The sequence below is a fragment of the Clostridium sp. 1001271B_151109_B4 genome (assembly GCF_015670405.1).
Classification (GTDB): domain Bacteria; phylum Bacillota; class Clostridia; order Clostridiales; family Clostridiaceae; genus Clostridium.
Genome location: NZ_JADPBQ010000008.1, coordinates 74,887 through 101,001, shown reverse-complemented (window position 1 = coordinate 101,001; position 26,115 = coordinate 74,887). Strand labels below are relative to the sequence as shown.

The window sequence follows — 26,115 nt, the reverse complement described above, 5'->3', positions numbered from 1 at the left end:
AATACTCTTTAATTTATAGGTAACACTAGTGTAAACTTACTGCCTTTCCCCAACTCACTCTCTAACTCAACATGTCCACCATGTAACTCTACAATATATTTAACTAACGTTAATCCAATTCCACTACTACTCACCTTAGTTGAATTAACATTACCACCTTGCTCAAATCTCTTAAATATAAACTCTTGATCATCCTTAGATATTCCAAGACCATTATCTTCAATAGAAATACTTACAGTATTATCTTGTTCTTTAATTAAAACTTTAATGTTCCCATCTTTTTCTGTAAACTTAACTGCATTTCCAATAAGGTTAACAACACATCTCTCTATTTCCTTTGAATCACAACATATTAGTAATTCTTCAATTTCTGGATCAATTATTAATTCAATTCCCTTATTGTTAATATAATCACTCATATTTAATGCAGTTTCTTCTACTAAATATACTATATCAATATTTTCTTGTTTACTTATCTTATAAGCACCAGATTCTATTTTAGAGCTATCTATAATATCATTTATTATACTTAATAAACTATTAGAACTTTTCTTTATTACGTCCATATAATGAGAAAATTTCTCCTTTGTAAATCCATCATTTTCCTCTAAGTAATTTAATAATTGAAGCACAGATAAAATTATATTTAATGGTGTTCTTAATTCATGTGATAAATTAACAAAGTAATCATTTTTAAACTTTTCATTTCTAATATTTCTTTCATAAAGTTTTTTATTTTCCTCAAGTTGATGATTTATTTCTTTTCTTTGCCTAGCTAATAATTTTTTCATAAACTTAACTTCAGCTAATATAAAAATAATTATTATTAATACTAAACTTATATATATACAATACGCTGTATTAGATTTCCAAAAAGGCCTCTTTATATTAAATTTCAAAGTAGTTTCTTCTGTAAAACTTCCATCACTATTTACAGCTTTAACTCTGAATATGTAATCACCTGGCTGCAACATGGTATAAGTTGAATATCCTTCTGAAGAGGCAACATTCCACTGATTATTTACTCCATCCATCTTATATAAATAAGTTATTCCATCTATCCTTGTATAGTCAGGAAGAAAATATAAAATAGATATATTATTTTCGTTATATTTAAGTTTAATTGTTTCTCTATCGTTTACAACTAACTTCCTATTTATCCACAATGTATCTATAACTACCTTATCTACTTTAGCTGATACTTCCTCTATATTATCCGGATTAAATGAAACTACTCCTTTAGTTGTCCCAAATAACAGTTCTCCATCATTTGTCTTATATGCAGCTCTTTTATTAAATTGATTTCCACATACTCCATCTACTTCAGTAAAATTCACAAATCTATTTTCATTAACAATAAATTTACTTAATCCATTGCTTGTACCTATCCATATGTTATCACTATCATCCACAATTATACTATTTATATAATTATTAGCTAATCCATCTTGCTCATAATAATTAGTAAAACTCTCATCTTTAATATTGAACTTATTTAAACCATACTCAGTTCCTATCCAAAGATTTCCCTTACCATCTCCTTGAATACAGTTTATAGAATCATAGCTTAATGAATTTTCTTCTGAACTTGATAAATAATTCTTAATTATGCCTTCTGTTTTATGAAATTTTATTAATCCCCCTTCTAACCCTCCAGCTAACCAAAGAATATTTTCATCACTTTCGTCTTGAAAAATATCATATATTTTATAATTTTTAATTCCATTATCTAAAAAATTATCTTTATATTTAACTACTTCACGCTTTTCATGACTATCTCTATAAAGTCCATCCATAGTTGCTATCCACAAATATTTATCATCATTTATAATTTTAAAATTTTCATTAAAAAAAAGATTAATATTTATTTTATAATAAGAATATGAATGAATTTCATAACTTTCCTTATCTATTGTATTTACTCCCTTTTCAGTGAATATTATTATCTTATTATTTATGCTTTCAAGTATGTACTTTATTTTATTACTAAGTAAGGAATTACTATCATTTTCATTATAAACAAATCTTACTACTTCCTTTTTAGTTAAATTAAACTTAATCAATCCATTTCCATCAGTACCTATCCATAAATCATTATTATTATCTTCCAAAAATGTTGTTATACTACTTTCATATATTCCATATGTATTTAATATATTATTTATTTTGTTACTAAATTGTTGTTTGATGTTTAATATATTAATTCCCTTATTTGTTCCTACCCATATTACTCCACTTCTATCTTCATATAAACATGTTATTGTATTACTTAACAAATAATCAGGTGCTGCTTTATATCTTTGAGTTTCCTTACTATTTAAGATATATCTTATTAATCCATCACCCTCTGAAAGCCACATATTTCCACTATTGTCATATAACATTTTGGTTATATTATTATCAGTTTCTTTTTCTATAATAATATCAGCTTTATAAGTTTCCTTTTCATAATCAATATCTATTACCTTGAATATACCACCTTTAGATAATATCCAAATTTCTCCTTTATTGTTTTTCTCTACTTGATATACATATTCTAAATTATCAACTTCACTTTTGTTATTATATATACTATTCGTATTTAAATCTATAATAGATATTCCTGCTATAGTCGCTACCCATAAATATCCATTATCATCTTCTTGTATGTCAGTTATATGATTATTAGTTATACTTGTCTTACTTCCATCAGAGTAATACTTTATAAACTTATTATTAACCTCATCATATTTATTTAATCCATCTTTAGTTGCGACCCACATAGTATCATTGCTATCTCTATATATCTCAGTTATTTCCCAATTAGATAATTCAGAGTCATTTCCTTCTTCAGCCCCTATTCTTATTATCTTATCTCCCTCTCTATTGATAATATTTAATCCATAATCTGTCCCAACCCATATATTCTTATATCTATCTTCGTTTATACTAGTGATATGTGGTGATGTAATACTATTTTCATTGTCATTTTTATACGAATATTTTACTACCACATTACCATTATACTTATTTAATCCATCTTCTGTACCAATCCAAATATATCCTGTTGAATCTTGATAAATATCTGTTATAAGATTACTCGATAATCCATCATTTACAATTAGGTTTTTAAAATTTATTTTATCTTTCTGAATAGTTGAATCATTGTAAGATTCTATTCTATCAGCAAAAACTGCATTATATTTCATTAATAAGTTAAAAAATACTATAATAAATAATATTATTTTTTTTATATTTCTTTTCATTTTTATTATTCTCCATTTTAACCATCAATTCACTATCTATTGAACACCATTACATTTATTCTAATTAATACCAAATATTATAATAAAAAAATAAGACATATACTGCCTTATTTTTATACTATTTTTATATTTTTTTTATTTCTTCTATACTCAATTACTTTACCCTTATATTTTTTATTAATAACCACAACATTATATATATCTTTTATTAAGAGCAATTTATATCCTTTATTATACCCATATAAACATAGACCTTCTTTTCTTAAAACATAAGAAATTGGGAAAATAGTTATTTTCCCCTTTTGGCTATCTATTTCTATATAATCCTTACTTTCTAAAGCTTTATCAATTTCCTTGCATACGTCACTTTCAATATCAAATTTTTCATCATATAGATCTACTATAAACCGCTGCTTTAATTTTTCTAGGACTTTTATAGAATTATCCTTATCCAAAATTTTAAACCTATCAATTAAAGTAGCCTCCTCTATATCCTTACTTATATTTTCAGAAATATATATTGAAAACATTAGCTTTTCATAATCATTATTTCTTAGCACTTGTCTGTTTATTATATAATTGCTATCTATGGTAACGCCACCATTTTTCCCTCTATATATTATTATTGGGATTCCTAATACTGATAATTTATCCAAATCTCTTTGAATTGTTCTAGTTGACACATTATAAACTCTAGCAAGCTCCTTAATTGTAACTTTAGAACTGCTTCTTAATAGATAAAACAAAATCTCTAATAATCTCATTATTTCTACCTTTTGAGCTTTTATTTATTATTTTTTAGCCACATAATAGAACAATATGTATGCATAGCAGCTCCAGTAACTAATATATCTTCATTAAATACAACTTTTTCATTATGCATTGGTTCACCATATAATGGATCTTCTTCCTTAGTACCAGCTCCTAACATAAGGTAAACACTTGGTACTTCATATGAATAAGATGCAAAATCTTCTGATCCCATACCTCCACCTTCAAATAAGCAAACAGCCTTTTCACCAACTAAGTCTTTTACATAAGAAGTAACTTCCTTAGCTAGCTCAGTATCATTTGCTAATGGTGGTACTGATGATAATTCTATTAATTTAGCTTCTCCTCTGAACATCTTAGCTGTATATTCCACTATATCCTTCATTCTATCAAATATAAATTCTCCAACTTCTTTATCCAAAGCTCTTATTGTACCTTCCATAACAACTTCTCCAGGTATTATGTTAGGTGCTTCTCCCCCTACAAATTTTCCTATTGTTACAACTGCTGGTTTTGTAGCTATTATTTCTCTTGCGATAAGTTCTTGTAAAGATATATATATGTGCGCTGCTATATTTATTGGATCTACCCCAAGTTCAGGCATAGCTCCATGGCATGCTGTTCCATTTACAACTATTCTGAATCTTTTACATCCAGCTATACTAGTTCCTAAACCACATAATACAACATTAGAAGGTGTAGAAGAATGTACATGCATTGCCATAGCTGCATTAACCTTAGGATTTTCAAGCACTCCTGCTTCTAACATTTTTTTAGCTCCAGTAAATCCTTCTTCATCTGGTTGAAATACTAGCTTAATAGTTCCTTCTATTTCATCTTGATTTTTTTTAAGTAACTTTGCTGCACCTAAAAGCATTGCTGTATGCATATCATGACCACAAGAATGCATACAACCATTATTTGACTTAAAATCACATTCAGTAGCCTCTACCATTGGTAACGCGTCCATATCTGCTCTTAGTAAAAATGTTTTACCTGGTTTATTTCCTTTAATAGTAGCAACTATACCACTTTCACATATCTCCTCTGGCTCATAACCAAACTCCTTCAATTTATCTATTACGTAAGCTTTAGTTTTAGGTAATTTCTCTCCAACTTCTGGATTTCTATGAATAGTTCTTCTAAATTCTACAATATCATTTTTTATTAAATTTGCTTGTTCTATAAATTTATTCATATCTACACTTCCTTATAAATTTTAATCTACTTAATACTATATATAATATTCCTCAAATACGACAGTTATAGTCACCATTATTTTTTTATTTATAATAAACTTTACCCATAAATTATTTCCTTAAATAATATTTAAAATATATAGTAATAAAATTAAATTCTTAATTAAAAATCTGTATAATTTATATCAATTTTTTAAACAAATCAAATCAAAAGAATAGTAGTCCATAAAATAAATAATAAAATCTGCATTTCTACTACTTTTACTATAACACTGTAAATTTATTATAACCTAACTATTTTCGCATATATAATTCCAAGCCTCTTCATCAAATACTCTATCTTTATAATGTTAATACTTCAATATAATATCCAAGCAAAAGCTTTTTAACCTGAATATTGTATCGTTACAAAGCTTTTGAAATTGCTTTTCCTAAACTCTTCTTTTATAATTGTTATTTAAAGGATGTGAAAAAATGAGGGGATTCAATCAAAAAAAAATAGCTCTTATAAATGATATAACCGGCTTTGGTAGATGCTCTATAGCAGTTTCTCTACCTATTATCTCGGCACTTAAAGTTCAATGCTGTTTTATACCAACAGCTATCCTATCTAATCATACTGGATTCAATAATTTTTTCTTTGAAGATTATACTCCTAAAATGAGAGAATATATTAATAATTGGGAAACTCTAGGATTAAATTTCGATGGAATTTGTACTGGTTTTTTAGGTTCAAAGGAGCAAATAGAAATAGTAATCGAATTTTTAGAAAAATTTAAAACAAAAGATAACATAGTTTTAATCGATCCTGTTATGGGTGATTATGGAAAACTATATTCAACTTATACAGATGAAATGTGCAAAGAGATGCAAAACTTAATAAAATATGCGGATGTTTTAACTCCTAATCTTACTGAGCTTTGTAGATTATTAGACTTACCTTATCCTAATGAAACTCCAACTCATGAAGAATTGTATTCTTTATGCGAAAGATTATCACTTCAGGGTCCAAACAAAATAGTAATTACAGGTCTACAAAGACAAGGATCCATAGAAAATTTTATATTCGAAACTAATAAACCTTTTAAAGTTATAAAGGTTGAAAAAATAGGTGGTGACCGTTCAGGAACTGGAGATGTTTTCTCATCTATTGTATCAGCTAGCATTGTTAAAGGTGAAGATTTTGCATCTTCGGTTGAAAAGGCCACAAGTTTTATTAGTAAATCATTGAAATTTACTACTGATTTAAACTTACCTGGAAGCTATGGTGTTTGTTTTGAAGAATTTTTAACTGAATTAAAATAATATAAAAGGATGTGTTTAAATGGTTATTTTATATACTAATGATAATGGTAATTTTATAAGCTTAAAAAATATAACTATTTCTGAAATGGAGTCAAGGGGAATAAAGAAAAATATTTATGTTAACTTGACTAATCGTTGTCCATGTGCCTGTACATTTTGTTTAAGAACAACAAAAAAAATGGCTGAGACTAATAGCTTATGGCTAAAAAGTGAACCAACAATTGAAGAAGTAATTGCTGAGTTTGAAGCTATAGATATTAACCTTTATGATGAAATTATATTCTGTGGTTTTGGAGAGCCAACAGAAAGATTAGATGCAATAATTGAAATTTCAAAATATATAAAGAAAAGAAATTCAAATATGCCAACAAGAATAAACACTAATGGATTAGGAGATTTAATTAACAAAAAAGAAATTGCACCTTTATTAAAAGATTTAATTGATACAGTTTCAATAAGCCTTAATGCTCCAACAGCTGAGGAATTTTATGAAATAACTAAGAATAAATTTGGAATTGAATCTTACGAAGCAATGAAGAAGTTTGCCGTATCATGTAAGTCTTATATTCCAAATGTCGTATTTACTGTAGTTGATTGTATAGGCGAGGAAGATATTAAAGCTAGCCAAAAGGTATGTGATGATTTAGGTATAACTTTAAGAGTTAGACCTTTTGAATAAATAAAAGTGATGAGATAAAATAATTTTATCTCATCACTTTTATTTATTATACATATTTAATATATGACACTAATATTATTAATTAGTAAAGCAATATTATTTAATAAGAAGGTGTTACTATAATGTTTTATTATAATCAAAATGTAAATGGAAATGAAAAATGTGAAGAAAAATCAAAAGACTTTTCTAGTTTAATTACAGAAAAATCACTAAAATCTAGAACTATCTTTATTTCTGGTGAAATTAATCAAGAATTAGCTGAAAAGGTATGTACTAAACTATTAATTCTTGAAGAATTAAGCGATGAACCAATTAAAATATTTATAAATAGTCAAGGTGGACATGTTGAATCTGCAGATACAATCCATGACATTATTAAATTTATTAAGCCAAAAGTTATTATGATTGGTACAGGTTGGGTAGCTAGCGCAGGAATAACTATTTATCTTGCCGCTGAAAAAGAAAATAGATATTCACTACCTAATACAAGGTATATGATACATCAACCACTAGGTGGATTTAACGGACCTGCTACCGATATAGGAATTGAAGCAAAAGAAATACTAAGAGTCCGAACTAGAATTAATAATCTAATTAGTGAAGCAACTAATCAACCTATAGAAAAAGTTAATAAAGATACTGATAGAAACTATTGGCTAACTTCTACCGAAGCTTTAGAATATGGTTTAGTTAATAAAATTATTGCAAAGTATTCTGACCTTTGTTGATATTGAGAGAGTAGATAGATTTATGTAAAAAATAAATCTATCTGCTCTTTTTTGTGATTAGTTAGTGTATTTTGAATAATATATCATATTAATTTTAGGAGGATTTTCTATGGGAAGAAAAAATGATATCAATTTTTATTACAATTGATAAAGTATACAAATTAACAAGAAATTTATAAAAAGTTACAAATATTAAATTAAAAGTTATTACTATTAAATTAAACTTATAAAAGAAATTATATAATTTCACAATTTTTAAACTAACAAAAACATATTAAAAGCCAGACTCCCTTCTGGCTTTTTTTACTTTCACTTATTGTATTCATAATGAAATATTATGAAATATTAAGAAAACCAAAGTAATTCATACCATTTTACTAAGAATTAAAACTTTTCTTAGCATTGCGTTACTTGATAATTATTTTCCTTTGATATATATTATTGTTAAATAATTTATATAAATATGAGGTGATAAAAATGAAATTTATGATGGATATAAGAGAAAAGACATCTTTATTACATAGTGCTGCTGAAAATACAGGATATATCAAAAAGCTAGTAGATGGAACAGCTTCAGTAGATGGATATGCTGAATATATTTACAATTTAGAAAAAATGTATAAAGCTATTGAAAGTGCATTAGATAAAAATGAAAATAACGCTGTTGTAAAGCCTTTTGTGACAAAAGAATTATATCGTTCTGAACTTATGAAAAAAGATTTAAACTTCTTATTAGGAGATAAATTAAATTCTGTGAAATTATTAGCTTCTACTGAAGCTTGTGTTGCAAAAATTGAAGAGTTATCAGAAACTAAACCAGAATTAGTTGTTGCATATGCTTATACTAGATTCTTAGCTGATTTATTTGGAGGAAGAACATTCCTTTCATTGTTAAGTACAAACTATAAAATATCTAATGATGGATTAAACTATTATCAATTCCCTGAAATAAATGATTTAAGAGGATATGTTATGAAGTATCATAATATGTTAGCTGATATTAATTTATCTGATGAAATGAAAGTAGAATTTATAAACGAAGTAAACAATGCATATATTTACAACCTTGCAATTTCAAATGAATTAGATACTAAATTAAAATAAGTTCTTTCTAACTTATAGTTATTATGATTTAAAATAAAAATGATGTTCAAAATATTGAACATCATTTTTATTTATTACTTAAGTTCTATTCTTTCTAAATCATATGGAACAAATACTTGTCCATCATAAACTGTTTTTGCTTCTTCACTATAAAGTTTTTTTCGCTCTGGAAGCCTCTTATCTTCTGTATGATATAAAATTAAATTTTCTACATTAAGTTCTTTTGCAAGTTTTCCAGCTTCAATAGGTGTACTATGATTTTTCTCATAAGGCTTAAATATTTCTCTATCTTCATATAAACAAAAAGCTTCCGAAAGCAACCAATCACAATTTTCAACATACCTCTTAGAAATTTCCTTATAAGGCTCATCACCAAGACAAACTAATTTTTTTTCATTTGGAAGAATTGCTTTAAATCCAAATTGTTTATCTTTAGTAGATTCAATATCAAAAAATTCTATATTCATTCCTATTGTATCTATTTTATCTCCATGACACACTTCATTGATATTTATTCCAATAAAAATTCACCATAAATCAAAAAATATTACGGTGAATTTTTTTATAACCTATACACTTAATAATTCTTCTACTTCCTTCATATTATTTGATGTCACAACTAATATATCATCTGGTAGAATTATCGTGTTCCCATTAGGAACCAATACTTCTCCCTTTCTTTTTATCATAACTATAAGAACATCATCTGGAATATTGGCATCTTTTATAGATTTATTTATTAAACTACTCTTTTCTTCAACTGAAAACTCCGTTAGTGTTGTACTCTTTTCTTCGCGATATTCATTAAAATGTTTAAGCTTATTTCCTGATAAAACTAATATATCTCCTGGTAAAATTTTTGTAGAACCATTTGGTACAAATACATCCCCATTCCTTTTTATCATAACCACAAGAATATCTTCTGGTATATTAGCATCCATTATAGCTTTATTTGCAATAATATTATGCTCATCAATTGTAAATTCAACTAGACTTGTACTTTTATCTTCTTTATAATCATTAAAAGTCTTAAATACTGACTCCTCATTATCTATTAAATCTAATTTTTTAGCTAATTTAGGAGTAATTGTTCCTTGAACAATCACAGAAAATAGAGCTATAAAAAATATTATATGAAAAATATCATTATTTATTGACACTCCATATGTCTCGGCAAATATTGCAAAAACTATAGATGCTGCTCCTCTTATCCCTACCCAAGCTATAAATATCTGTTGTTTTATTGGTATCTTAAACCAATATAATATGCTAAATATAGCTACTGGTCTTGCTACTAAAATCATAAATATTGATATTAATATTCCTTTTCCAATTACTAATGGTATCTTAGATGGAAATGCTAATAATCCCAGCAAGAAGAATAACATAATTTGCATAAGCCACGAGATTCCATCTAAAAACTGGAATGTACTTTTTTTATGTGGTATCTTAGCATTTCCTATGATTATTCCAGTAATATAAACACATAAGTATCCATTCCCCCCCAAGTACTCGCTTAGTGAATAAGCTAGTACTGCTACAGCAGTCATAAAAATAGGATAGAACCCTTCTATTTCAAACTTAAAATGCCTCAATAGATAAATAGAAAATTTAGCTAACACCACTGCTACTATTCCACCAAGTAAAACTTGACTTAATACCATAACAAATATATTTCCATTATTACTATTAGACATTATCCCTAATATAATTGTTGTAAGCATATATGCACAAGGATCATTACTACCACTTTCTAACTCCAACATAGATGCAATTGATCCCTTAAGATTTAATCTTTGAGATCTTAAAATAGCAAATACTGATGCTGCATCCGTAGATCCAACTATTGAACCTATAAGTAATCCCTCTAATAATGTTGTTTTAAATACTAAAAAGCAAAATATCCCCGTTAATCCAGCTGTAAAAATAACTCCTAACGTTGATAAAAGAATTGATGGTATTGCAACAGGTTTAGCCATACTCCAATTAGTCCCAAACCCTCCAAAAAACATAATAAATATCAACGCTACAGTAGCTATTTTATTAGTTAATTGATAGTCATTGAAATATATTCCTACAATTCCATCTGATCCAAATATCATTCCTAACATTATAAATATTAAAAGAATCGGTACCCCGAACTTATATAATATTTTGGTAGAAGTTATACTTATTAGTAATACTAACCCACAAATAATCATTACATTTATCATATATTACCCCCTTTATAAAATTTTATATAATACTCTCTTTTTATACTATTCATATACTTCTTTACTTGAATCTAAAAATATTAAATTTTTACTTCTTAAAAATATTTTAACTTATGAATATGATATAATTTAGACATTATAGGAGGTGTTTTTAATGAAAGTATATTATGATACATTCATTTTTAAACCTGCTTGCTCCTTGCAAAGACTACACAAAGGTCAGCTATGCTTTGTTTGGAGCCTAAGCAGTTATTAAAATAGCTGAGACATTATTTTAGGTTCTGTAACACATAGCCTTTAGTATTCTTTGCTTTATATTTTAATTATTTAAAATTAAGGAGTAAGGAAATGAAATATATTAAAGCAACAGATGTGTTACCCGTAGAAATTCTTGAGGTTATCCAAGAGTATATAGATGGAGAATATATTTATATTCCAAGAAAGTGCGAAAATCATAAAGCCTGGGGAGAAAAAAGTGGTATAAAAGATAGTCTTGAGATAAGAAATAAGGAAATATATAAAAAATATCTTAAAGGCAATACCATAGATGAGTTAACTAAAGAATATTTTTTGTCAGAAAAAAGTATTAGAAGAATTATAAATAAACAAAAACAATTATGCTCATAATTAATACAGAATCATTTATTAGATTGAATACTTGTTTTAAAGTATGCTATTCTTTCATTGTTATATTTCAATAAATGTTTTAGTAATTGAAATTAAGATGATTATTTTACCTTCATTATATGTACAAATAATCATCTTTTTATTTGTTAGTTAATAATAAAATTATAGTTAATACTACATAATATAAATTTGATTTTCTAAAAATGAGGTGTATTTTTATGGATACTTTTATAAAAAAACAAGAATATAATTATATAAAAAACTGCTTATTTGATTTAAATAATGCTTTTAGAAACTGTATTGATCCTAATATCGTTGAAACTACTAAAATTTGTACTCAAGATAAAATTTTATCATTTTTTAGTAATTTATCAGAAGAACAAAAAGAAATCCTTAATATAAGTGAAATAACTGATCCTTTGGATATACCTATTTACTTAAAGGATTTAAATCAATATGTATATGGAATGCCTACTATTACAGGTTCTGAAATTAATAAAGTATTTAAAAAGGAAAAGAAGCTTAAACTTCCTGATTTAAGTATACAAGACTCAAAACTAGTATATTTAGGTTGGATTGATGAATCGACTAGAAAACTTCTTATAACTTATAATATGGATGGTAAGCTATTAGGAATGGCTTGTAGACTTACTTCTTCAAAGAGAAATAGTACTAATATCTGCACTCTTTGTAACCATATAGGCTCTGAGAGTGAAGTTGCATTTGTTTCTCCAATTTGTAAACCCCAAAGCCAAGATGACTATAAATCCCTAGGTTTTTATGTATGTTTAAATAGTTTAGAATGTAATGAAAGAATCACTTCTACTGAAAAGCTTGAACAACTTATAAAGACTGTTAATAGAATAAAGTAATTATTTTCTTCTACCTAGATACTTATTTATCTTAATAATATGTAATATTACTAATGTCAAATTAAAAGGAGTGCCAAAAAACACTCCTTTAAACACTTCACTAATACCAAATACCTCTTATGCAATATTAATTTCTTTATTTACTTTAAACTTTTTAATATAAGTATTACTATAAAATGCATATATAAGTTGTGCAGTCATAAAGCACCAAATAATCGGCTCACAAAGTATAACACCTAAATACCCCATTTGCGGAATAACTAATATAACAAATATAATCTTTCCAAAGAATTCAATAATACTAGATACTAATGGAACAACTTTCTTACCTAATCCTTGTAATGAATATCTTAAGTTTAATAATACTCCTAATACCCCATAAAATGGTGCATTTAATCTTAAATACCTTGCTCCATTACTTATAACTATATCCTCACTTGAACCAGATAATACCTTAACTAATGTAGGTGCTACAAAAAATAAAACACCTGTTATTATTATTCCCCAAGCAATAGCTATTAAATTAGCATAATATACTGACTTTCTAATTCTCTCACCTTGATCTGCCCCTTTATTTTGAGAAACAAAAGTAGAAACTGAATATGCTACTGCTACTATTGGCATAGTGCAAAAACTATTAAGCTTTCTAGCCGCAGTATGCCCAGCAATAGTTAAATATCCAAGCCCATTTATAGCACTTTGTAATATAACAGTTCCTGTAGATACAATTGCCATCATAAGCCCCATAGAAAGGCCTTGTCCTATTAATTCTCTATATAGCTCTTTTCCAACAGCAAAATGTTTTTTCTTTGGAATAAGTATTTTGCTTTTTGAACATATATATGCAATACATAATATAACAGAAGCACCTTGAGATATAATTGTTGCAACAGCTGCTCCCTTAATTCCCATATTAAATTGTGTAATAAATAATATATCTAATCCTATATTTAATAAAGATGATATTACAAGAAAGACTAATGGCATAAAGCTATTTCCTATAGCTCTTAATAAACCAGCGCATAAATTATATGCAAACATAACTCCTACAAATGATGTAATTGTTGAAATATAAGAATATGATTCATCTATTATATTTGCAGGTGTATTTAATAATCTTAATAATGGCATTAAAAATAATTGAGAAATAACCATAATTATTACAGTAATAAAAATTCCTATAACAATTGATCCTGCCACTGATTTTCTTAATAACTTAGTGTCATTTGCTCCATAGCTTCTTGCTGCTACCATGCTAAGTCCATTACCTATTCCTAATGCGAAACCAATTAGCAATTCATATACTGCAGAGCTTGCCCCTATCGCAGCCAATGATGTATCTCCTAAGAAATTCCCTACAATCATTATATCTACAGTATTATATAATTGTTGAAACAAGTTTGATATAAGTAATGGTATTGCAAAAATTATTAATGATTTAAGAATTTTTCCTTTTAATAAATCTACATTTGTATTTAACATTTCATATACCCCTCTAGTATTTTTTCCCATATATAAGTATACAACTTGTGCCTTACTCTAAGTCAATAGTTTTTACTATAAACTCAATAATCATCGTATATTTTCATCAAAAAAGTGGCAAGTTTTTAATAACATTGCCACTGGAATATTTTTTACCTTCAGAGTAGTATTTTATTTTTCAATATATTTGCAATTTACATAAATATGATTAATAAAAACAAGTAATCTTTCATAAAGCGGTTCTACTTCATCACCGAATCTTTTCACTAAGTTTTCTCCTATTTCTTTTACAGTTTTATTTCCATCAATATCAAGAAATACTGCACTGCTAATTTCATCAAAGGCTATTTCTTTATATAAAGGAATCCTAAACTTTAATTTTCTAAAAAATCTTTGAATCTTATGATCTTGCTTTTCAAAAATTGTGACTATTCCATTATCATCAATTTTATATTCTACATTATCGCAAACTCTAAATTTTAAATTTAAAACTTCTTCATTATCATTCATTTTTCTTCACCTTTGACATCATAATTGGAATTGTAGTTGCTATAACTAGAATAATTAACAATATTATTCCCATCATATTACTAGCTACGAATCCTACCGGTGTTCTAGGTTTTATAATACCTGTTACTTGTAATATAATTCCTACTAATCCAATAATAGAACCACCAGCAACAAGTCCTGAAGATAAACTTATTCCATTTGAAACTTTAACCTCTTTTTCCTCATCACTTTTGCTCATTTTTTCAACAAATACACGTATTAATGCTCCAACTAAAATTATTGTTGTTGTTGATATTGGTAAATAAAAACCTATTGCTATAGTCATTATTGGCAAGTCTAATAAAAATAAAACTAATGCCATAACAACACCAACTATAATCATAGGCCAAGGTAAATTTCCTAACATTATTCCTGAAGTTAATGTAGCCATTAAATTTGCTTGTGGTAATGCAAATGGTGCATCTGCACCTGTGATGGCTAATTGACTAGATAATAGCATTATTGTTCCTGTAGTAACAATAACTCCAATTACACTAGCTATTGCAAAGCAATTTTGCATTTCCTTTTTACTTCCGCCAATTACATATGTGACTTTTTGAGATTGACTATAACCACCAGCTACTGATATCGCAACAACCATAAATGCAGCAAATAGTAATAATGATTTATTATCAGCTTGCCCTGTCCATCCCATTATAACAAATACTAATGTTAATATTACTAATGAAGCTATTGTCATTCCTGATACAGGAAGATTTGATGTACCTATTGTTCCTGTTAAACGCCCTGCAACTATTACAAATAACAAAGATAATATTAATGAAACAATAGCTGCAACTACGGCCATTAAAATACTATTAGAAATAAAAAATCCTGCTACAAATGCAATTACAATACCAACTAAAAGTATTATCATTTCCCCAGAGTTCTTTTCTCCACTGCCTTCATTACTTGATCTAGCCTTTAATGTTTCCTTTATAGATACAACTATTGTAGGTATAAGTTTTAAAGCACCTATTATACCTCCACAAAGCATCATTCCAGCTCCTATATATTTAACATAGCTTCCTGTTATAGCATTTACATCCATTTGATTGATAAGTACTGTAGTATCATTCCATGTTTTAGCATTCATTTCTGCCATATCAGTAAAATAACCTATTAAAGGTGCAATACCAAAATTAGATAATAGTGATCCTGCAAACATAGTTAATGATACTTCTAATCCAACTATAAACCCTATTCCAAGTAAAAGTGGATTTACTTCTATAGAAAACTTCCATTTATAAAATTTACTTCCTACATAAGTAATAGTGTTATTAATTAAATTCAAAAATGATCCTGTTAAAACATTTATGATACCGCTAATTCCAAATCCTATTCCCATAAACTTAATAGCATCTCCTCCACCTTCTGATGCTACTAATGTTTCAGATATAGCCATTGATTCTGGATACATAAGCTTTCCATGTTCTTCAACTATCAAATAATTATATACTAATGATAATACTCCTATCCCAAATAGCGCTCCACCTATCCCTACACTTATTCCCTCTAAAAAAGTTACATTACTTCCTATTAAAATAATTGCAGGTAATACATAAATCATCCCACTTGCTATTGATTCACCGCCACTTGACATACCTTGTGTTATATTCTTTCCAAGTATTCCTTTATTTTTAGCAAATACTCCAATAAACATTGAACCAATTATTGCTCCTGGAATCCCTGCAGCTACTGTTAACCCTGATTTCATTCCTGAATATGCAGTAGATGCTGCAAATATAGTTGCTAATATTATTCCAATTATTATTACAGCAATATTAGTTCCACTTTTTGATCTATCTTTTATATATGGTACATAGTCTCTGCCATGTACCCCACCATAGGCATCTTTAGATAATTTGTTTTTCATATATAATCTCCTTCCTTTGTTTTATTACTGCAATATAGTTAGTATATGCATTTTATTTTTTTACATAATTAGAGATTACATTTTTTTATCTTTAATATTTTCTATATGGCTACCTTTATTCTTAATCCTCTACAACATCTTTAGTTGCTGGGCCCTCTATTAACCTTCCTTTATAATCAAACCTTGAGCCATGACAAGGGCAGTCCCAGGTTAATTCATCTGCATTCCAATGAAGTTGACATCCTAAATGTGCACATTTTGTTGATACAATAAATTCTTTTCCTTGTTTATTTTTATATACTCCAACCTTTTCACCATTATACTCAACAATCCCAGCATGCCCATTCTTAATATGCTCTATTTCACTACTTGGAATATATATTTTTTGTGCTATAAAATTCTTAGCTGTTTCAACTAAGTCATTAGCAATATTATTGATAGATAATGATAAGTCAAATCTTTTTGGTGAATATATTTCTGAAAAATCATTTTCATTTCCTAATATAAAATCTGAAATTATCATAGCTGATACCATTGCACTTGTCATTCCCCATTTATTAAATCCAGTAGCTACATATATATTGGGTGTACTATCAGAATATCTTCCTATGTATGGAATACCATCAATGGTAATGCAATCTTGAGCTGACCAATGATACTTTTCCTTTGAATTTGGATATATTTCTTTTGCAACTTTTCTTAATGAATCATAACATCCTCCACTTTCATTTTCACCAGTTCTTTGACTTATCCCCCCTAATAGTAGTAGCCCCTTATAATTTCTAAATGAATAGCCTTGTTTTTCATAATCTATATACATTCCTTCAATATTATTATTTGCATTTTCTAAAGCTATGACATAAGATCTTTCTTGATGCATTTTCATAAAATAATATCCTGGTGCATTCATTATTGGATAATGAGTAGCTACCACTATATGATTTGCTTCTATATCCCCTTTATCAGTATGCACTAAGTTTTCCTCTATTTTTATAGCTTTAGTTTTTTCATATATAACTAAATCTTTTGAAATATCTTTTAAAAACTTTAGTGGATTAAATTGTGCTTGTTTGTTAAATTTAATAGCACCCTTAACTTCTAATGGAAGATTAATTTTTTCTATGAATTCTGCATCTATTCCTAATCTTTTAGCTGCTTCTACTTCTTTTTTTATTTTATCAGTTTCATTTAAAGAATAAATATATGCAGGAACTTCTTCAAAATCACACTTTATTTTTCTTTTATCTATAATTTCTTTGTACTTCCTTATAGCTAATTCATTTGCCTTTGCATACTGCTTAGCCTTTTCATCTCCAAACTCTTTTATCAACTTATCATAAATTAAATCATGCTGTGATGTTATCTTTGCTGTAGTGCATTTTGTATTTCCACCTGCTGTTTCAGACTTATCTATTAATACTACTTCTCTCCCACTTTGCTTTAAAAAATAACCTGTTAATATTCCTGCTATTCCTGCACCGACAACTAAAATATCGGTTTTTATATCACCTTTTAACGTTTCTCTTTTATCAAATTTACAGTTCTCTTCCCATATTGATTTCATATAATCACCTCGATTATATTGTTTCACTTTTCTTATTCTATATGCAGCTACATTTTGAAATCTATAAACTTGCTTTTCTGTTTCTCATCCACTTTTAGCAATTAAGACTTCAGATTTTTCTATTATTGGCGTATCTATTGCTAAACATCCATTATCCTCATAAACCTTTGTTATTTTAGATACTATATCATTAAATACTTGTTGTTCCCTTGGTAACAACTCCATAAACCCTGGTAATATATTTGGTTTTATAATACTTTTTTTCACTATTAATCACTCCTAAAATAATTTTTTATACAAAAAAACCATGTAGGCATATATCCCACATGGTTTATAATAATAAATTATGATTACACTTAACTTATCATTACCAGAGATACAAGCCTACGCTAATAGACTTGTATCTGTTTTTAGCAGACCAAGTCTCTAGTAATGATGATGCATTTTTCTTTGTTCGCTTACATTAAGTGTTTTCATAATATTCCTCCTAAAATAAATTAATATCATTATACTCTTATAAAATTTGATATTCAAGTTTTATATCACCTAAAAACATTCTATTCTTTAACACTCTCCATAAACTTCTTTTACTTCCTTTAAATAAGGAATTGAAGGCTGAGCACCCTTTCTTTGAACAGATATTGATGATACTTTATTCCCAAAGCTCACTGCATTTATTAAGCTTTCTTTATTGATATTTTTAAAATCTAATTTTGAACTTAGTCCGCCAATAAAGCTATCTCCTGCTGCCGTTGTGTCTATGGCATTTACCTTATAGGCTTGAACTAATTCACAAAACTCTGTTCCTATTACAGCTGCTCCCTTAGACCCTAAAGTAATAATTACAAATTTAACTCCCTTCTGTAAAAATACCTTTCCCGCTTTATTAGCCTCATCTAAAGTATTAACAGTAACACCTGTTAGAAGTTCTGCCTCAGTTTCATTTGGTATTATAATATCTGTAACTTTTAAAAGTTCATCATTTATTTTCTTTGCTGGAGCTGGATTTAATATGGTTACTTTTCCTAGCTCCTTAGCTTTTTTAAATACTTTTACTGTCATTTCTTCAGATGTTTCAAATTGAGCTATCACTATATCAGCTTCTTCAATTTTTTCTATAGAAGCTTGTATTTCTTCTTCATTAATTGCCATATTGGATCCTGATACAACTATTATTGAATTATTTCCACTTTCATTAACCATAATAAAAGCCATTCCTGTTGCTTCTTTTTCATCTTCAAAAATGCACTCTGTACTTATCTTATCTTCTTCCAACTTATTCTTAAGAATTTTACCATTTTCATCTTTTCCTATTTTAGCTATCATAGAAACTTCTGCCCCACATCTCTTTGCTGCAATAGCTTGATTAGCTCCCTTTCCACCTGCAATCTTTTCAAATGATTTTGATAAAATTGTTTCTCCAACTCTTGGTATATCATTAACCTTTACTACTAAATCCATATTAATACTTCCAAGTACACATATCTTATTCATAAATTTTCCTCCTTAATTTATACCACTAAACTTTATTATGCTAATTTAAGTATATAATATAACTTATGTGAATCTCATTCAATTAAATTTTCAAACTTTTAACTAAAGTTTCTTACTAAAATTTTTTTATAAATCCCCTTAAAATACCTTTTAATATATTCTATATTTTATAACTACACTAATAAAATTTTGATATAATATTACAAGAAATAATATAAGGAGGAAACTATGAATATAATTGTTTGTTTAGATGATAAAAATGGAATGACCTTTAATAAAAGAAGACAAAGTCAAGATAAAGTTCTTAGAGCAGATATAAAAGAATTAGTTAAAAATAAAAATCTTTATATGAATAACTATTCTTACAAACTATATAAAGATATAGATAATGGAAATATTAAAGTTTGTGAAGACTTTTTAAATCAATGTAATGAAAATGACTTCTGCTTAGTTGAAGATAAATCATTATGTAACTATATCAATAAAATTAACAACCTAATTATCTATAACTGGAATCGTATTTATCCCGCTGACTTGCATTTTGATATTAACTTAAATAATAATTCATGGGAGTTAATTACTGAATTTGAATTTCAAGGATCATCCCATGAAAAAATAACAAAGAAAATTTATAGGAGAATATACTAATGAAAAAAATACTTAAATTTAAAAACTCATTAATTATGATGTTAGGAACCTTACTATGTCTAAGTGGACTTATTAGTTGTTCTATAACTATTGATCTTTCTACAGACAATAATGGACAAGTAATTGAAAATTCTAATAATAAAAATTCACCTACATCAAATACAACAACTACTGATAGTAGTAATATAACTATTAACAATATTCCAGCATATTCTGGTGACGATTATATTATTTTAAATAATAATGTACCTAACTTTTCTGACTCAGATTTAACAACTACCTCTTTTGAGGAATATGCACCTTTAGATGATTTAGGTAGATGTGGAGTTGCATATTCAAATATAGGAACTGATATAATGCCAACAGAAAAAAGAGAATCTATTAGTTCTGTTAAACCAAGTGGATGGCAGTCTATAAAATATGATATTGTTGAAGGAAAATATCTTTATAATAGATCTCACTTAATTGGATATCAGTTAACTGCTGAAAATGCAAATGATAGAAATTTAATTACTGGAACAAGATATTTTAATGCTACTTTAATGCTTCCATACGAAAATATGGTTGCTGACTATATTAAAGAAACAAATAACCATGTTTTATACAGAGTAACTCCGGTATTCGAAGGCAATAATCTAGTTGCTACTGGTGTTCAAATGGAAGCAAAATCTGTTGAAGATAATGGGGAAGGTATTGAATTTAATGTGTTTGTATATAATGTTCAACCCGGCATTACAATAGATTACGCTACTGGTAATAGTGCACTTAGTGGTGAAGAAATAAATAGCACTGGTTCTTCAAGTGCTTCAAACACAACTTCTTCTAATAATACTACATCTACTGAAGAAACAATAATAAGAGGAAATTCTAAATCAAAAATATATCATTGTCCTGGTCAAAGGGATTATGAAAATATGGCCGATTCTGATTACCTAGTTAATTTCAATAGTGAAGAAGAAGCTATAGCTGCTGGCTATAGAAAAGCTTCAAGATAAATTTAAAGGCAATACATTATACCTAAGTATAATATATTGCCTTTTTACTTAAATTTATAGTTCTTACTGTATCTATTGATATAATATATTATCTTAAGAATCAAATAAATACTAAGTATTATAGCTTCAAAATCCTATTTCTTATTTAATATTTAAATTAATAAGGATAAACTGGATATTGATATGGATAAAAATAATCCCTTCTACTCTAGCTCCATTCCTCAGTATGTTAACAGAGTAACATGATATACATTTTTTTACACTCATTATACAAAGATTCTGCATCACGATAAAGCCCTACAACTTCGAATTACATTAATTAATTTCTGAAATATAGATGAATTATTAATGCCTTACTTTAAAATACTTTTATATCATACTTCTATCATTTATTAACTCAGTTTTATCAACCTCATTAAGATTATCTATTTTTTTCTTTCTAATTTGCTTCATAAATATTATTGCAATTATAAATGCACAAGCTTCAGCAATTGGGAATGATATCCATACAATATTTTGAGCATTTTGAAGCTTCGTTAATACCCACGCTAATGGTAAAGTAACAACTATTAAACGTATTAAAGAAACAATTAAAGAACGAACACCACATCCAAGTGCCTGGAATATACCTTGATATGCTACATTAGCACCAACAAATAAATATCCTAAAGTAACTATTCGTATAGCCTTAATACATAAAATTTGAGTTTGCTCTGATAATGCAAATATCCCAATTAACTGCTTTGCAAATAACTGAAGTATTACCATACCAATAGCCATAATTATTAATGTATATATCATTCCATATTTAATTGCCTCATTAACCCTTTTCTCATCTCTCTTCCCATAGTTAAAACCTATAATAGGAATAATAGCATTATTCATTCCAAAAGCTGCAAAAAAGACAAACTGTTGAATTTTATAATATACTCCATATGCAGTAACTAGAGAAATAGAAAGTGCTCCAAAAATAATATTTACTCCATATGTCATAACAGACATTAATGCCTGCATTACAATTGCAGGAATACCTACTTTATACATTTCCACAATTATATGCTTTTGCGGCTTCATATACTTTAACTTTGAATCAATATCTTTATTAAATTTATAGTGAAAAATCATATCCATTATACAAGATAAAATTTGTCCTATTATAGTTGCATATGCTGCACCATTTACTCCCATGGCAGGCAAACCAAACATACCAAATATTAAAATTGGGTCAAGTATCATATTAGAAACAGCTCCTGTAATTTGAGCTATTGTAGATAATGTAGTTCTTCCAGTTGCTTGTAATAACTTCTCATATATAGTAAATTGAACTACACCAAAAGAAAATATTGTACAAATACTTAAATAAGAATTTCCCATTTCAGTTATTATAGAATTAGTTGTCTGAGAAGTTATATATGAATTTACGCCAAATAAACCAAAAACTAAAAACACCAAATAAATGCATATTCCAATAAAAATTGCATTCCCTGAAATATGACTTGCCTTTTCTCTATTACCCTCTCCGATACTTTTTGATAATAAAGAATTAACTCCAACTCCCGTACCTACCCCTATCGCTATCATTAACATTTGAATAGGAAATGCTAATGTAAGTGCATTTACTGCATAATCACCCATTCCTGGAATATTACTTACAAAATAACTATCAACAATATTGTATAGTGCTTGTAATATCATAGATAAAATCATTGGCATCCCCATTGTTATCATTAGCTTCTTTATAGGAATAATCCCCATCTTATTCATTGAAACTTCTTTTTCCATAGCTTTTCCTCCTAATAATTTATATGGAGTCTTTTTACTGGAAAGCTACCATAACCAATACTGAAAAGAAAAAAATGCGTAAATCCTTGATCTGGATTTACGCATTTTGCTACTCGATTAATTCTATTTTATTCCAATTGCAAAAAAAAGTCAATAACCTTATTTTTTAATTTTCTAATTAATTCTTATATCATACCTTTACTTTCAAGAAAATCCCTTGCAACTTTTGAAGGTGATTCTTGTAACTCATCAACCTTATAGTTAAGCTCCATCATGACTTCATTTGTAAGAATAGATCCTAATTCATCTAAAATACCCTCTATTTCTGGACACTCCTCTAACTTTTCTGAAGTTATAATAGGCATTGCATAGTAAGGTGGGAAAAAATTTTTATCATCACTTAGAGTTTTTAAGTTAAACTTTTTCAATAAACCATCAGTTGCAAATGCATCAACGATATCTACTTCTTTATTGACTAATGCTGTATATCTTGGTGCTCCATCTAAAGTTACCACGCTACCCATTTTAAAATTATATTCCTTTTGCAATCCTGGTAATCCATCTTCCCTATTTGCAAATTCAAAAACAGTTCCTGCTTTCATACCGCTAGCAACTTTAGCTAAATCGCTTATTGTCTCTAAATTATATTTGTCAGCTGTTTCTTCAGTTACTGCTAAAACCCAAGTATTGTTAAAACTCATTGAGTTTAATACTTCAATATCATAAATCTCCTTAAACTCTTTTTTAACTGTACTATAAACTTGTTCAACATCACTAATTGGAGAATGCTTTAATGTATCACTATACGCTGTTCCACTATATTCAATATACATATCTATATCACCACTTTGAAGTGCCCCAAAACAGACTTGAGTTCCACCTAAGTCTAAATTTCTATTTACTGTAATATCTGTCTTTGCTTCTATTAATTCTGCAACTAAGTTTCCTAAAACAGCTTGTTCAGTATAATCCTTAGAACCAAGACTAATTGTACGCCCTTCACTTACTGTATTTCCAAAAGAAGTTACTACAAAAATAATAACAACAACTAAAGCTGAAATACTCAATATCACCTTTTGTGTTATACGTTTCTTTTTCTTAGATTTTATATTACCCTTTTGAAGACTCATAGGCATAACTAGATTTTCTACTAATCCAATTAAGAAATCTACTAATAATGCTAATAAACATGCTGGAATAGCTCCTGCCAATATTTGATTATTATTTACTGTTCTAATACCAGAAAAGACAAGATAACCTAAACCACCAGCACCTATAAATGCTGCCATAGTCATAAGTCCAACTGCAGTTACTGATGCAATACGTACACCTGCCATGATGACTGGAAGCGCTAAAGGTATCTGTACCTTAGTTAATACCTGAAATGCTGTAAGTCCAATCCCCTTTGCTGCCTCAAGAGTCTGTTGATTAATATTCTCAATTCCAGTATAGGTATTTTTTATAATAGGAAGAAGTGAGTAAAGAACAACTGCAACTATAGCTGGTACTGTTCCTATCCCTAAGAAAGGTATCATAAATCCAAGCAATGCCATACTAGGTATAGCTTGAATAATATTTGCCACACATAAAATTGGTTTGCTAGCTTTCGCTGCATATGAAATAAAAATTCCTAAAGGTACTCCAATTAAAATTGCTACACCAACAGAAATTGCTGTCAATTTTATATGTTCTATTAATAATGATAATATTTGGGCTTGATTCTCAATTAAATATTGCAATAAACTCATATCATTTCATCCTCCCCGTAATCAAAGTATTGTTGACTTAATGTTGTAACTAGACTACTTTTAGTAACTAAACCTACTAAATGTGAATCACCATCGACAACTGGAACAGTAGATACATGCTCTTCTGTAACCACCTTTAAGGCATCTAAAATACATTGATTTATGGAAAGAGTTGTAAAATTTTTATTCATAAATTCTTCTACGACCTGCGTTTTATCATCAATACCTCTAAGTTTACTTGCTTTTGCAACACCAATTAATTTATGGTTATTAGGTTCAATTATAAGAAGACTGTCCACCTTCTTTTGACGCATTTTATCTATACATTTAAAAATAGATAAGTTTTTATATGCAGTAATTGGCTTATCAATCATTATATCAGAAATTTTTATATATTCAGGAGATGCCCATATTCTATTTTTACCTACAAAGTTAGAAACAAATTCATCAATCGGATTCCTCAATATATTTTCTGGAGTATCGTATTGTAATACTTCTCCATCCTTCATTATGCAAATCATATCTGAAATCTTAATAGCCTCATCCATATCATGCGTAACAAATACAACAGTCTTTTTTAATTTTGACTGTAATTCAACCAGCTCATCTTGTAAATCTGATCTTGTCATTGGATCTAGCGCTGAAAATGGCTCATCCATAAGAATTATATCTGGATCATTAGCAAATGCTCTAGCTACACCGACCCGTTGCTGTTGTCCACCACTTAATTCAGTTGGATAACGGTCTAAGAACTCTTCGCAATTTAATCCTACCATCTGCATTAATCTTCTAGTGTTTTCAATTACCTTTTCCGAATCTAGTTTTTGTAATTTCGGAATAAGCTCTATATTTTGCCTAATAGTCATATGAGGAAATAATCCAGTCTGCTGTATAACATAACCTATATTTCGCCTTAACATAACTTCATCTATTGACTGTATTTTTTTATTATTAATATAAATAAATCCACTAGACGGCTTAATTAATCTATTTATCATTTTTAATAAAGTTGTTTTACCACAACCACTTTCCCCGATAATTGTAACAAGTTTTCCCTTCTCAATTGTTAAGTTAATTTCTTTTAATACTTGTTGCGTTTTATACCTTTTTGTAACTTTTTCAAATCTAATCATTTCGTTCCTCCTTTTTCCAAGTAACAACCTCATTTTATTATAAAGTTGTTACTTTGTCAAATAATAGAAAAATGCCCAAAACTATTTCTAGCCTTGGGCAC

The 26,115-nt window shown here is 27.9% G+C and carries 21 protein-coding genes and 1 pseudogene; 8 read left to right on the top strand and 14 right to left on the bottom strand.

What is annotated here, in order from left to right; translation table 11 throughout:
• Positions 1-8 precede the first annotated feature (8 nt).
• The 3 genes from I4V63_RS07505 to I4V63_RS07495 all read right to left on the bottom strand — a co-directional run bounded on the left by I4V63_RS07505 (position 9) and on the right by I4V63_RS07495 (position 5,214).
• On the bottom strand, positions 9-3,245 hold the full coding sequence (locus I4V63_RS07505; RefSeq protein ID WP_196000679.1) for a sensor histidine kinase: 3,237 nt from the start codon (positions 3,243-3,245) through the stop codon (positions 9-11).
• Positions 3,246-3,358: 113 nt separating this feature from the next.
• Positions 3,359-4,009, bottom strand: coding sequence for an HTH domain-containing protein (locus I4V63_RS07500; protein ID WP_196000678.1), 651 nt, complete (start codon positions 4,007-4,009; stop codon positions 3,359-3,361).
• Positions 4,010-4,029: 20 nt separating this feature from the next.
• On the bottom strand, positions 4,030-5,214 hold the full coding sequence (locus tag I4V63_RS07495) for a M20 family metallopeptidase (protein ID WP_196000677.1): 1,185 nt from the start codon (positions 5,212-5,214) through the stop codon (positions 4,030-4,032).
• A gap of 475 nt (positions 5,215-5,689) precedes the next feature.
• Between I4V63_RS07495 and I4V63_RS07490 the strand changes: the two genes are divergently transcribed.
• From I4V63_RS07490 to I4V63_RS07475, 4 genes are all read left to right on the top strand, one after another.
• Positions 5,690-6,520, top strand: coding sequence for a pyridoxamine kinase (locus I4V63_RS07490; RefSeq protein WP_196000676.1), 831 nt, complete (start codon positions 5,690-5,692; stop codon positions 6,518-6,520).
• A gap of 19 nt (positions 6,521-6,539) precedes the next feature.
• Positions 6,540-7,199 carry a TIGR04100 family radical SAM protein gene (locus I4V63_RS07485; protein WP_196000675.1) on the top strand — a complete coding sequence of 220 codons (660 nt, stop codon included), beginning with the start codon at positions 6,540-6,542 and terminating at the stop codon, positions 7,197-7,199.
• A gap of 122 nt (positions 7,200-7,321) precedes the next feature.
• Complete coding sequence (locus tag I4V63_RS07480; RefSeq protein WP_196000674.1) at positions 7,322-7,927, top strand: ATP-dependent Clp protease proteolytic subunit; 606 nt, start codon at positions 7,322-7,324, stop codon at positions 7,925-7,927.
• 477 nt (positions 7,928-8,404) lie between these two features.
• A complete protein-coding gene (locus I4V63_RS07475) occupies positions 8,405-9,031 on the top strand; it encodes a biliverdin-producing heme oxygenase (RefSeq protein WP_196000673.1) in 627 nt (208 codons plus the stop codon).
• Between the two features lie 74 nt (positions 9,032-9,105).
• On the opposite strand, the gene I4V63_RS07470 is transcribed toward I4V63_RS07475, so the two are convergent.
• The gene (locus I4V63_RS07470) at positions 9,106-9,531 is read right to left on the bottom strand and encodes a hypothetical protein (protein ID WP_196000672.1); all 426 of its coding nucleotides are present in this window, start codon (positions 9,529-9,531) and stop codon (positions 9,106-9,108) included.
• Between the two features lie 69 nt (positions 9,532-9,600).
• Positions 9,601-11,244 carry a potassium/proton antiporter gene (locus I4V63_RS07465; protein ID WP_196000671.1) on the bottom strand — a complete coding sequence of 548 codons (1,644 nt, stop codon included), beginning with the start codon at positions 11,242-11,244 and terminating at the stop codon, positions 9,601-9,603.
• Positions 11,245-11,592: 348 nt separating this feature from the next.
• On the opposite strand from I4V63_RS07465, the gene I4V63_RS07460 reads away from it, so the two are divergent.
• The gene (locus I4V63_RS07460) at positions 11,593-11,871 is read left to right on the top strand and encodes a CD3324 family protein (protein ID WP_196000670.1); all 279 of its coding nucleotides are present in this window, start codon (positions 11,593-11,595) and stop codon (positions 11,869-11,871) included.
• Between the two features lie 218 nt (positions 11,872-12,089).
• Complete coding sequence (locus I4V63_RS07455; protein WP_196000669.1) at positions 12,090-12,743, top strand: FusB/FusC family EF-G-binding protein; 654 nt, start codon at positions 12,090-12,092, stop codon at positions 12,741-12,743.
• 117 nt (positions 12,744-12,860) lie between these two features.
• Here I4V63_RS07455 and I4V63_RS07450 read toward each other — a convergent pair whose 3' ends face one another.
• The 6 genes and pseudogenes from I4V63_RS07450 to rbsK form a co-directional block, all read right to left on the bottom strand.
• Complete coding sequence (locus I4V63_RS07450) at positions 12,861-14,225, bottom strand: MATE family efflux transporter (RefSeq protein WP_196000668.1); 1,365 nt, start codon at positions 14,223-14,225, stop codon at positions 12,861-12,863.
• A 171-nt stretch (positions 14,226-14,396) separates the two neighbouring features.
• Positions 14,397-14,735 carry a PqqD family peptide modification chaperone gene (locus I4V63_RS07445; RefSeq protein WP_196000667.1) on the bottom strand — a complete coding sequence of 113 codons (339 nt, stop codon included), beginning with the start codon at positions 14,733-14,735 and terminating at the stop codon, positions 14,397-14,399.
• A complete protein-coding gene (locus I4V63_RS07440) occupies positions 14,728-16,650 on the bottom strand; it encodes an oligopeptide transporter, OPT family (RefSeq protein WP_196000666.1) in 1,923 nt (640 codons plus the stop codon). The genes I4V63_RS07445 and I4V63_RS07440 overlap by 8 nt, the downstream gene beginning before the upstream one ends.
• A gap of 121 nt (positions 16,651-16,771) precedes the next feature.
• Positions 16,772-18,214, bottom strand: coding sequence for an FAD-dependent oxidoreductase (locus I4V63_RS07435; protein ID WP_196000665.1), 1,443 nt, complete (start codon positions 18,212-18,214; stop codon positions 16,772-16,774).
• Between the two features lie 87 nt (positions 18,215-18,301).
• Positions 18,302-18,481, bottom strand: a pseudogene (locus I4V63_RS07430) (histidine--tRNA ligase); the annotation flags it as partial.
• A 297-nt stretch (positions 18,482-18,778) separates the two neighbouring features.
• Entirely contained in the window at positions 18,779-19,708 is a 930-nt protein-coding gene (gene rbsK / locus I4V63_RS07425; RefSeq protein ID WP_196000664.1) for a ribokinase, read from the bottom strand.
• Between the two features lie 228 nt (positions 19,709-19,936).
• On the opposite strand from rbsK, the gene I4V63_RS07420 reads away from it, so the two are divergent.
• Together I4V63_RS07420 and I4V63_RS07415 are read left to right on the top strand one after the other, a co-directional pair.
• Positions 19,937-20,356: a ribonuclease Z gene (locus tag I4V63_RS07420; RefSeq protein ID WP_196000663.1), complete on the top strand. Its 420-nt coding sequence runs from the start codon at positions 19,937-19,939 to the stop codon at positions 20,354-20,356.
• A complete protein-coding gene (locus I4V63_RS07415; RefSeq protein ID WP_196000662.1) occupies positions 20,356-21,351 on the top strand; it encodes a DNA/RNA non-specific endonuclease in 996 nt (331 codons plus the stop codon). The genes I4V63_RS07420 and I4V63_RS07415 overlap by 1 nt, the downstream gene beginning before the upstream one ends.
• 369 nt (positions 21,352-21,720) lie before the next feature.
• On the opposite strand, the gene I4V63_RS07410 is transcribed toward I4V63_RS07415, so the two are convergent.
• The 3 genes from I4V63_RS07410 to I4V63_RS07400 form a co-directional block, all read right to left on the bottom strand.
• Positions 21,721-23,133, bottom strand: coding sequence for an MATE family efflux transporter (locus tag I4V63_RS07410; protein ID WP_196000661.1), 1,413 nt, complete (start codon positions 23,131-23,133; stop codon positions 21,721-21,723).
• Between the two features lie 185 nt (positions 23,134-23,318).
• Entirely contained in the window at positions 23,319-24,881 is a 1,563-nt protein-coding gene (locus tag I4V63_RS07405) for a glycine betaine ABC transporter substrate-binding protein (RefSeq protein WP_196000660.1), read from the bottom strand.
• Positions 24,878-26,014 (bottom strand): betaine/proline/choline family ABC transporter ATP-binding protein, encoded by a 1,137-nt coding sequence (locus I4V63_RS07400; protein ID WP_196000659.1) that lies wholly within the window; start codon positions 26,012-26,014, stop codon positions 24,878-24,880. The genes I4V63_RS07405 and I4V63_RS07400 overlap by 4 nt, the downstream gene beginning before the upstream one ends.
• Between the last annotated feature and the right edge of the window lie 101 nt (positions 26,015-26,115).

What these genes read in the sequence shown, in the direction of transcription:
- I4V63_RS07505 (WP_196000679.1), bottom strand. Translation starts at nt 3,245, where the DNA reads ATGAAAAGAAATATAAAAAAAATAATATTATTTATTATAGTATTTTTT.
- I4V63_RS07500 (WP_196000678.1), bottom strand. Translation starts at nt 4,009, where the DNA reads ATGAGATTATTAGAGATTTTGTTTTATCTATTAAGAAGCAGTTCTAAA.
- I4V63_RS07495 (WP_196000677.1), bottom strand. Translation starts at nt 5,214, where the DNA reads ATGAATAAATTTATAGAACAAGCAAATTTAATAAAAAATGATATTGTA.
- I4V63_RS07490 (WP_196000676.1), top strand. Translation starts at nt 5,690, where the DNA reads ATGAGGGGATTCAATCAAAAAAAAATAGCTCTTATAAATGATATAACC.
- I4V63_RS07485 (WP_196000675.1), top strand. Translation starts at nt 6,540, where the DNA reads ATGGTTATTTTATATACTAATGATAATGGTAATTTTATAAGCTTAAAA.
- I4V63_RS07480 (WP_196000674.1), top strand. Translation starts at nt 7,322, where the DNA reads ATGTTTTATTATAATCAAAATGTAAATGGAAATGAAAAATGTGAAGAA.
- I4V63_RS07475 (WP_196000673.1), top strand. Translation starts at nt 8,405, where the DNA reads ATGAAATTTATGATGGATATAAGAGAAAAGACATCTTTATTACATAGT.
- I4V63_RS07465 (WP_196000671.1), bottom strand. Translation starts at nt 11,244, where the DNA reads ATGATAAATGTAATGATTATTTGTGGGTTAGTATTACTAATAAGTATA.
- I4V63_RS07460 (WP_196000670.1), top strand. Translation starts at nt 11,593, where the DNA reads ATGAAATATATTAAAGCAACAGATGTGTTACCCGTAGAAATTCTTGAG.
- I4V63_RS07455 (WP_196000669.1), top strand. Translation starts at nt 12,090, where the DNA reads ATGGATACTTTTATAAAAAAACAAGAATATAATTATATAAAAAACTGC.
- I4V63_RS07450 (WP_196000668.1), bottom strand. Translation starts at nt 14,225, where the DNA reads ATGTTAAATACAAATGTAGATTTATTAAAAGGAAAAATTCTTAAATCA.
- I4V63_RS07445 (WP_196000667.1), bottom strand. Translation starts at nt 14,735, where the DNA reads ATGAATGATAATGAAGAAGTTTTAAATTTAAAATTTAGAGTTTGCGAT.
- I4V63_RS07440 (WP_196000666.1), bottom strand. Translation starts at nt 16,650, where the DNA reads ATGAAAAACAAATTATCTAAAGATGCCTATGGTGGGGTACATGGCAGA.
- I4V63_RS07435 (WP_196000665.1), bottom strand. Translation starts at nt 18,214, where the DNA reads ATGAAATCAATATGGGAAGAGAACTGTAAATTTGATAAAAGAGAAACG.
- rbsK (WP_196000664.1), bottom strand. Translation starts at nt 19,708, where the DNA reads ATGAATAAGATATGTGTACTTGGAAGTATTAATATGGATTTAGTAGTA.
- I4V63_RS07420 (WP_196000663.1), top strand. Translation starts at nt 19,937, where the DNA reads ATGAATATAATTGTTTGTTTAGATGATAAAAATGGAATGACCTTTAAT.
- I4V63_RS07415 (WP_196000662.1), top strand. Translation starts at nt 20,356, where the DNA reads ATGAAAAAAATACTTAAATTTAAAAACTCATTAATTATGATGTTAGGA.
- I4V63_RS07410 (WP_196000661.1), bottom strand. Translation starts at nt 23,133, where the DNA reads ATGGAAAAAGAAGTTTCAATGAATAAGATGGGGATTATTCCTATAAAG.
- I4V63_RS07405 (WP_196000660.1), bottom strand. Translation starts at nt 24,881, where the DNA reads ATGAGTTTATTGCAATATTTAATTGAGAATCAAGCCCAAATATTATCA.
- I4V63_RS07400 (WP_196000659.1), bottom strand. Translation starts at nt 26,014, where the DNA reads ATGATTAGATTTGAAAAAGTTACAAAAAGGTATAAAACGCAACAAGTA.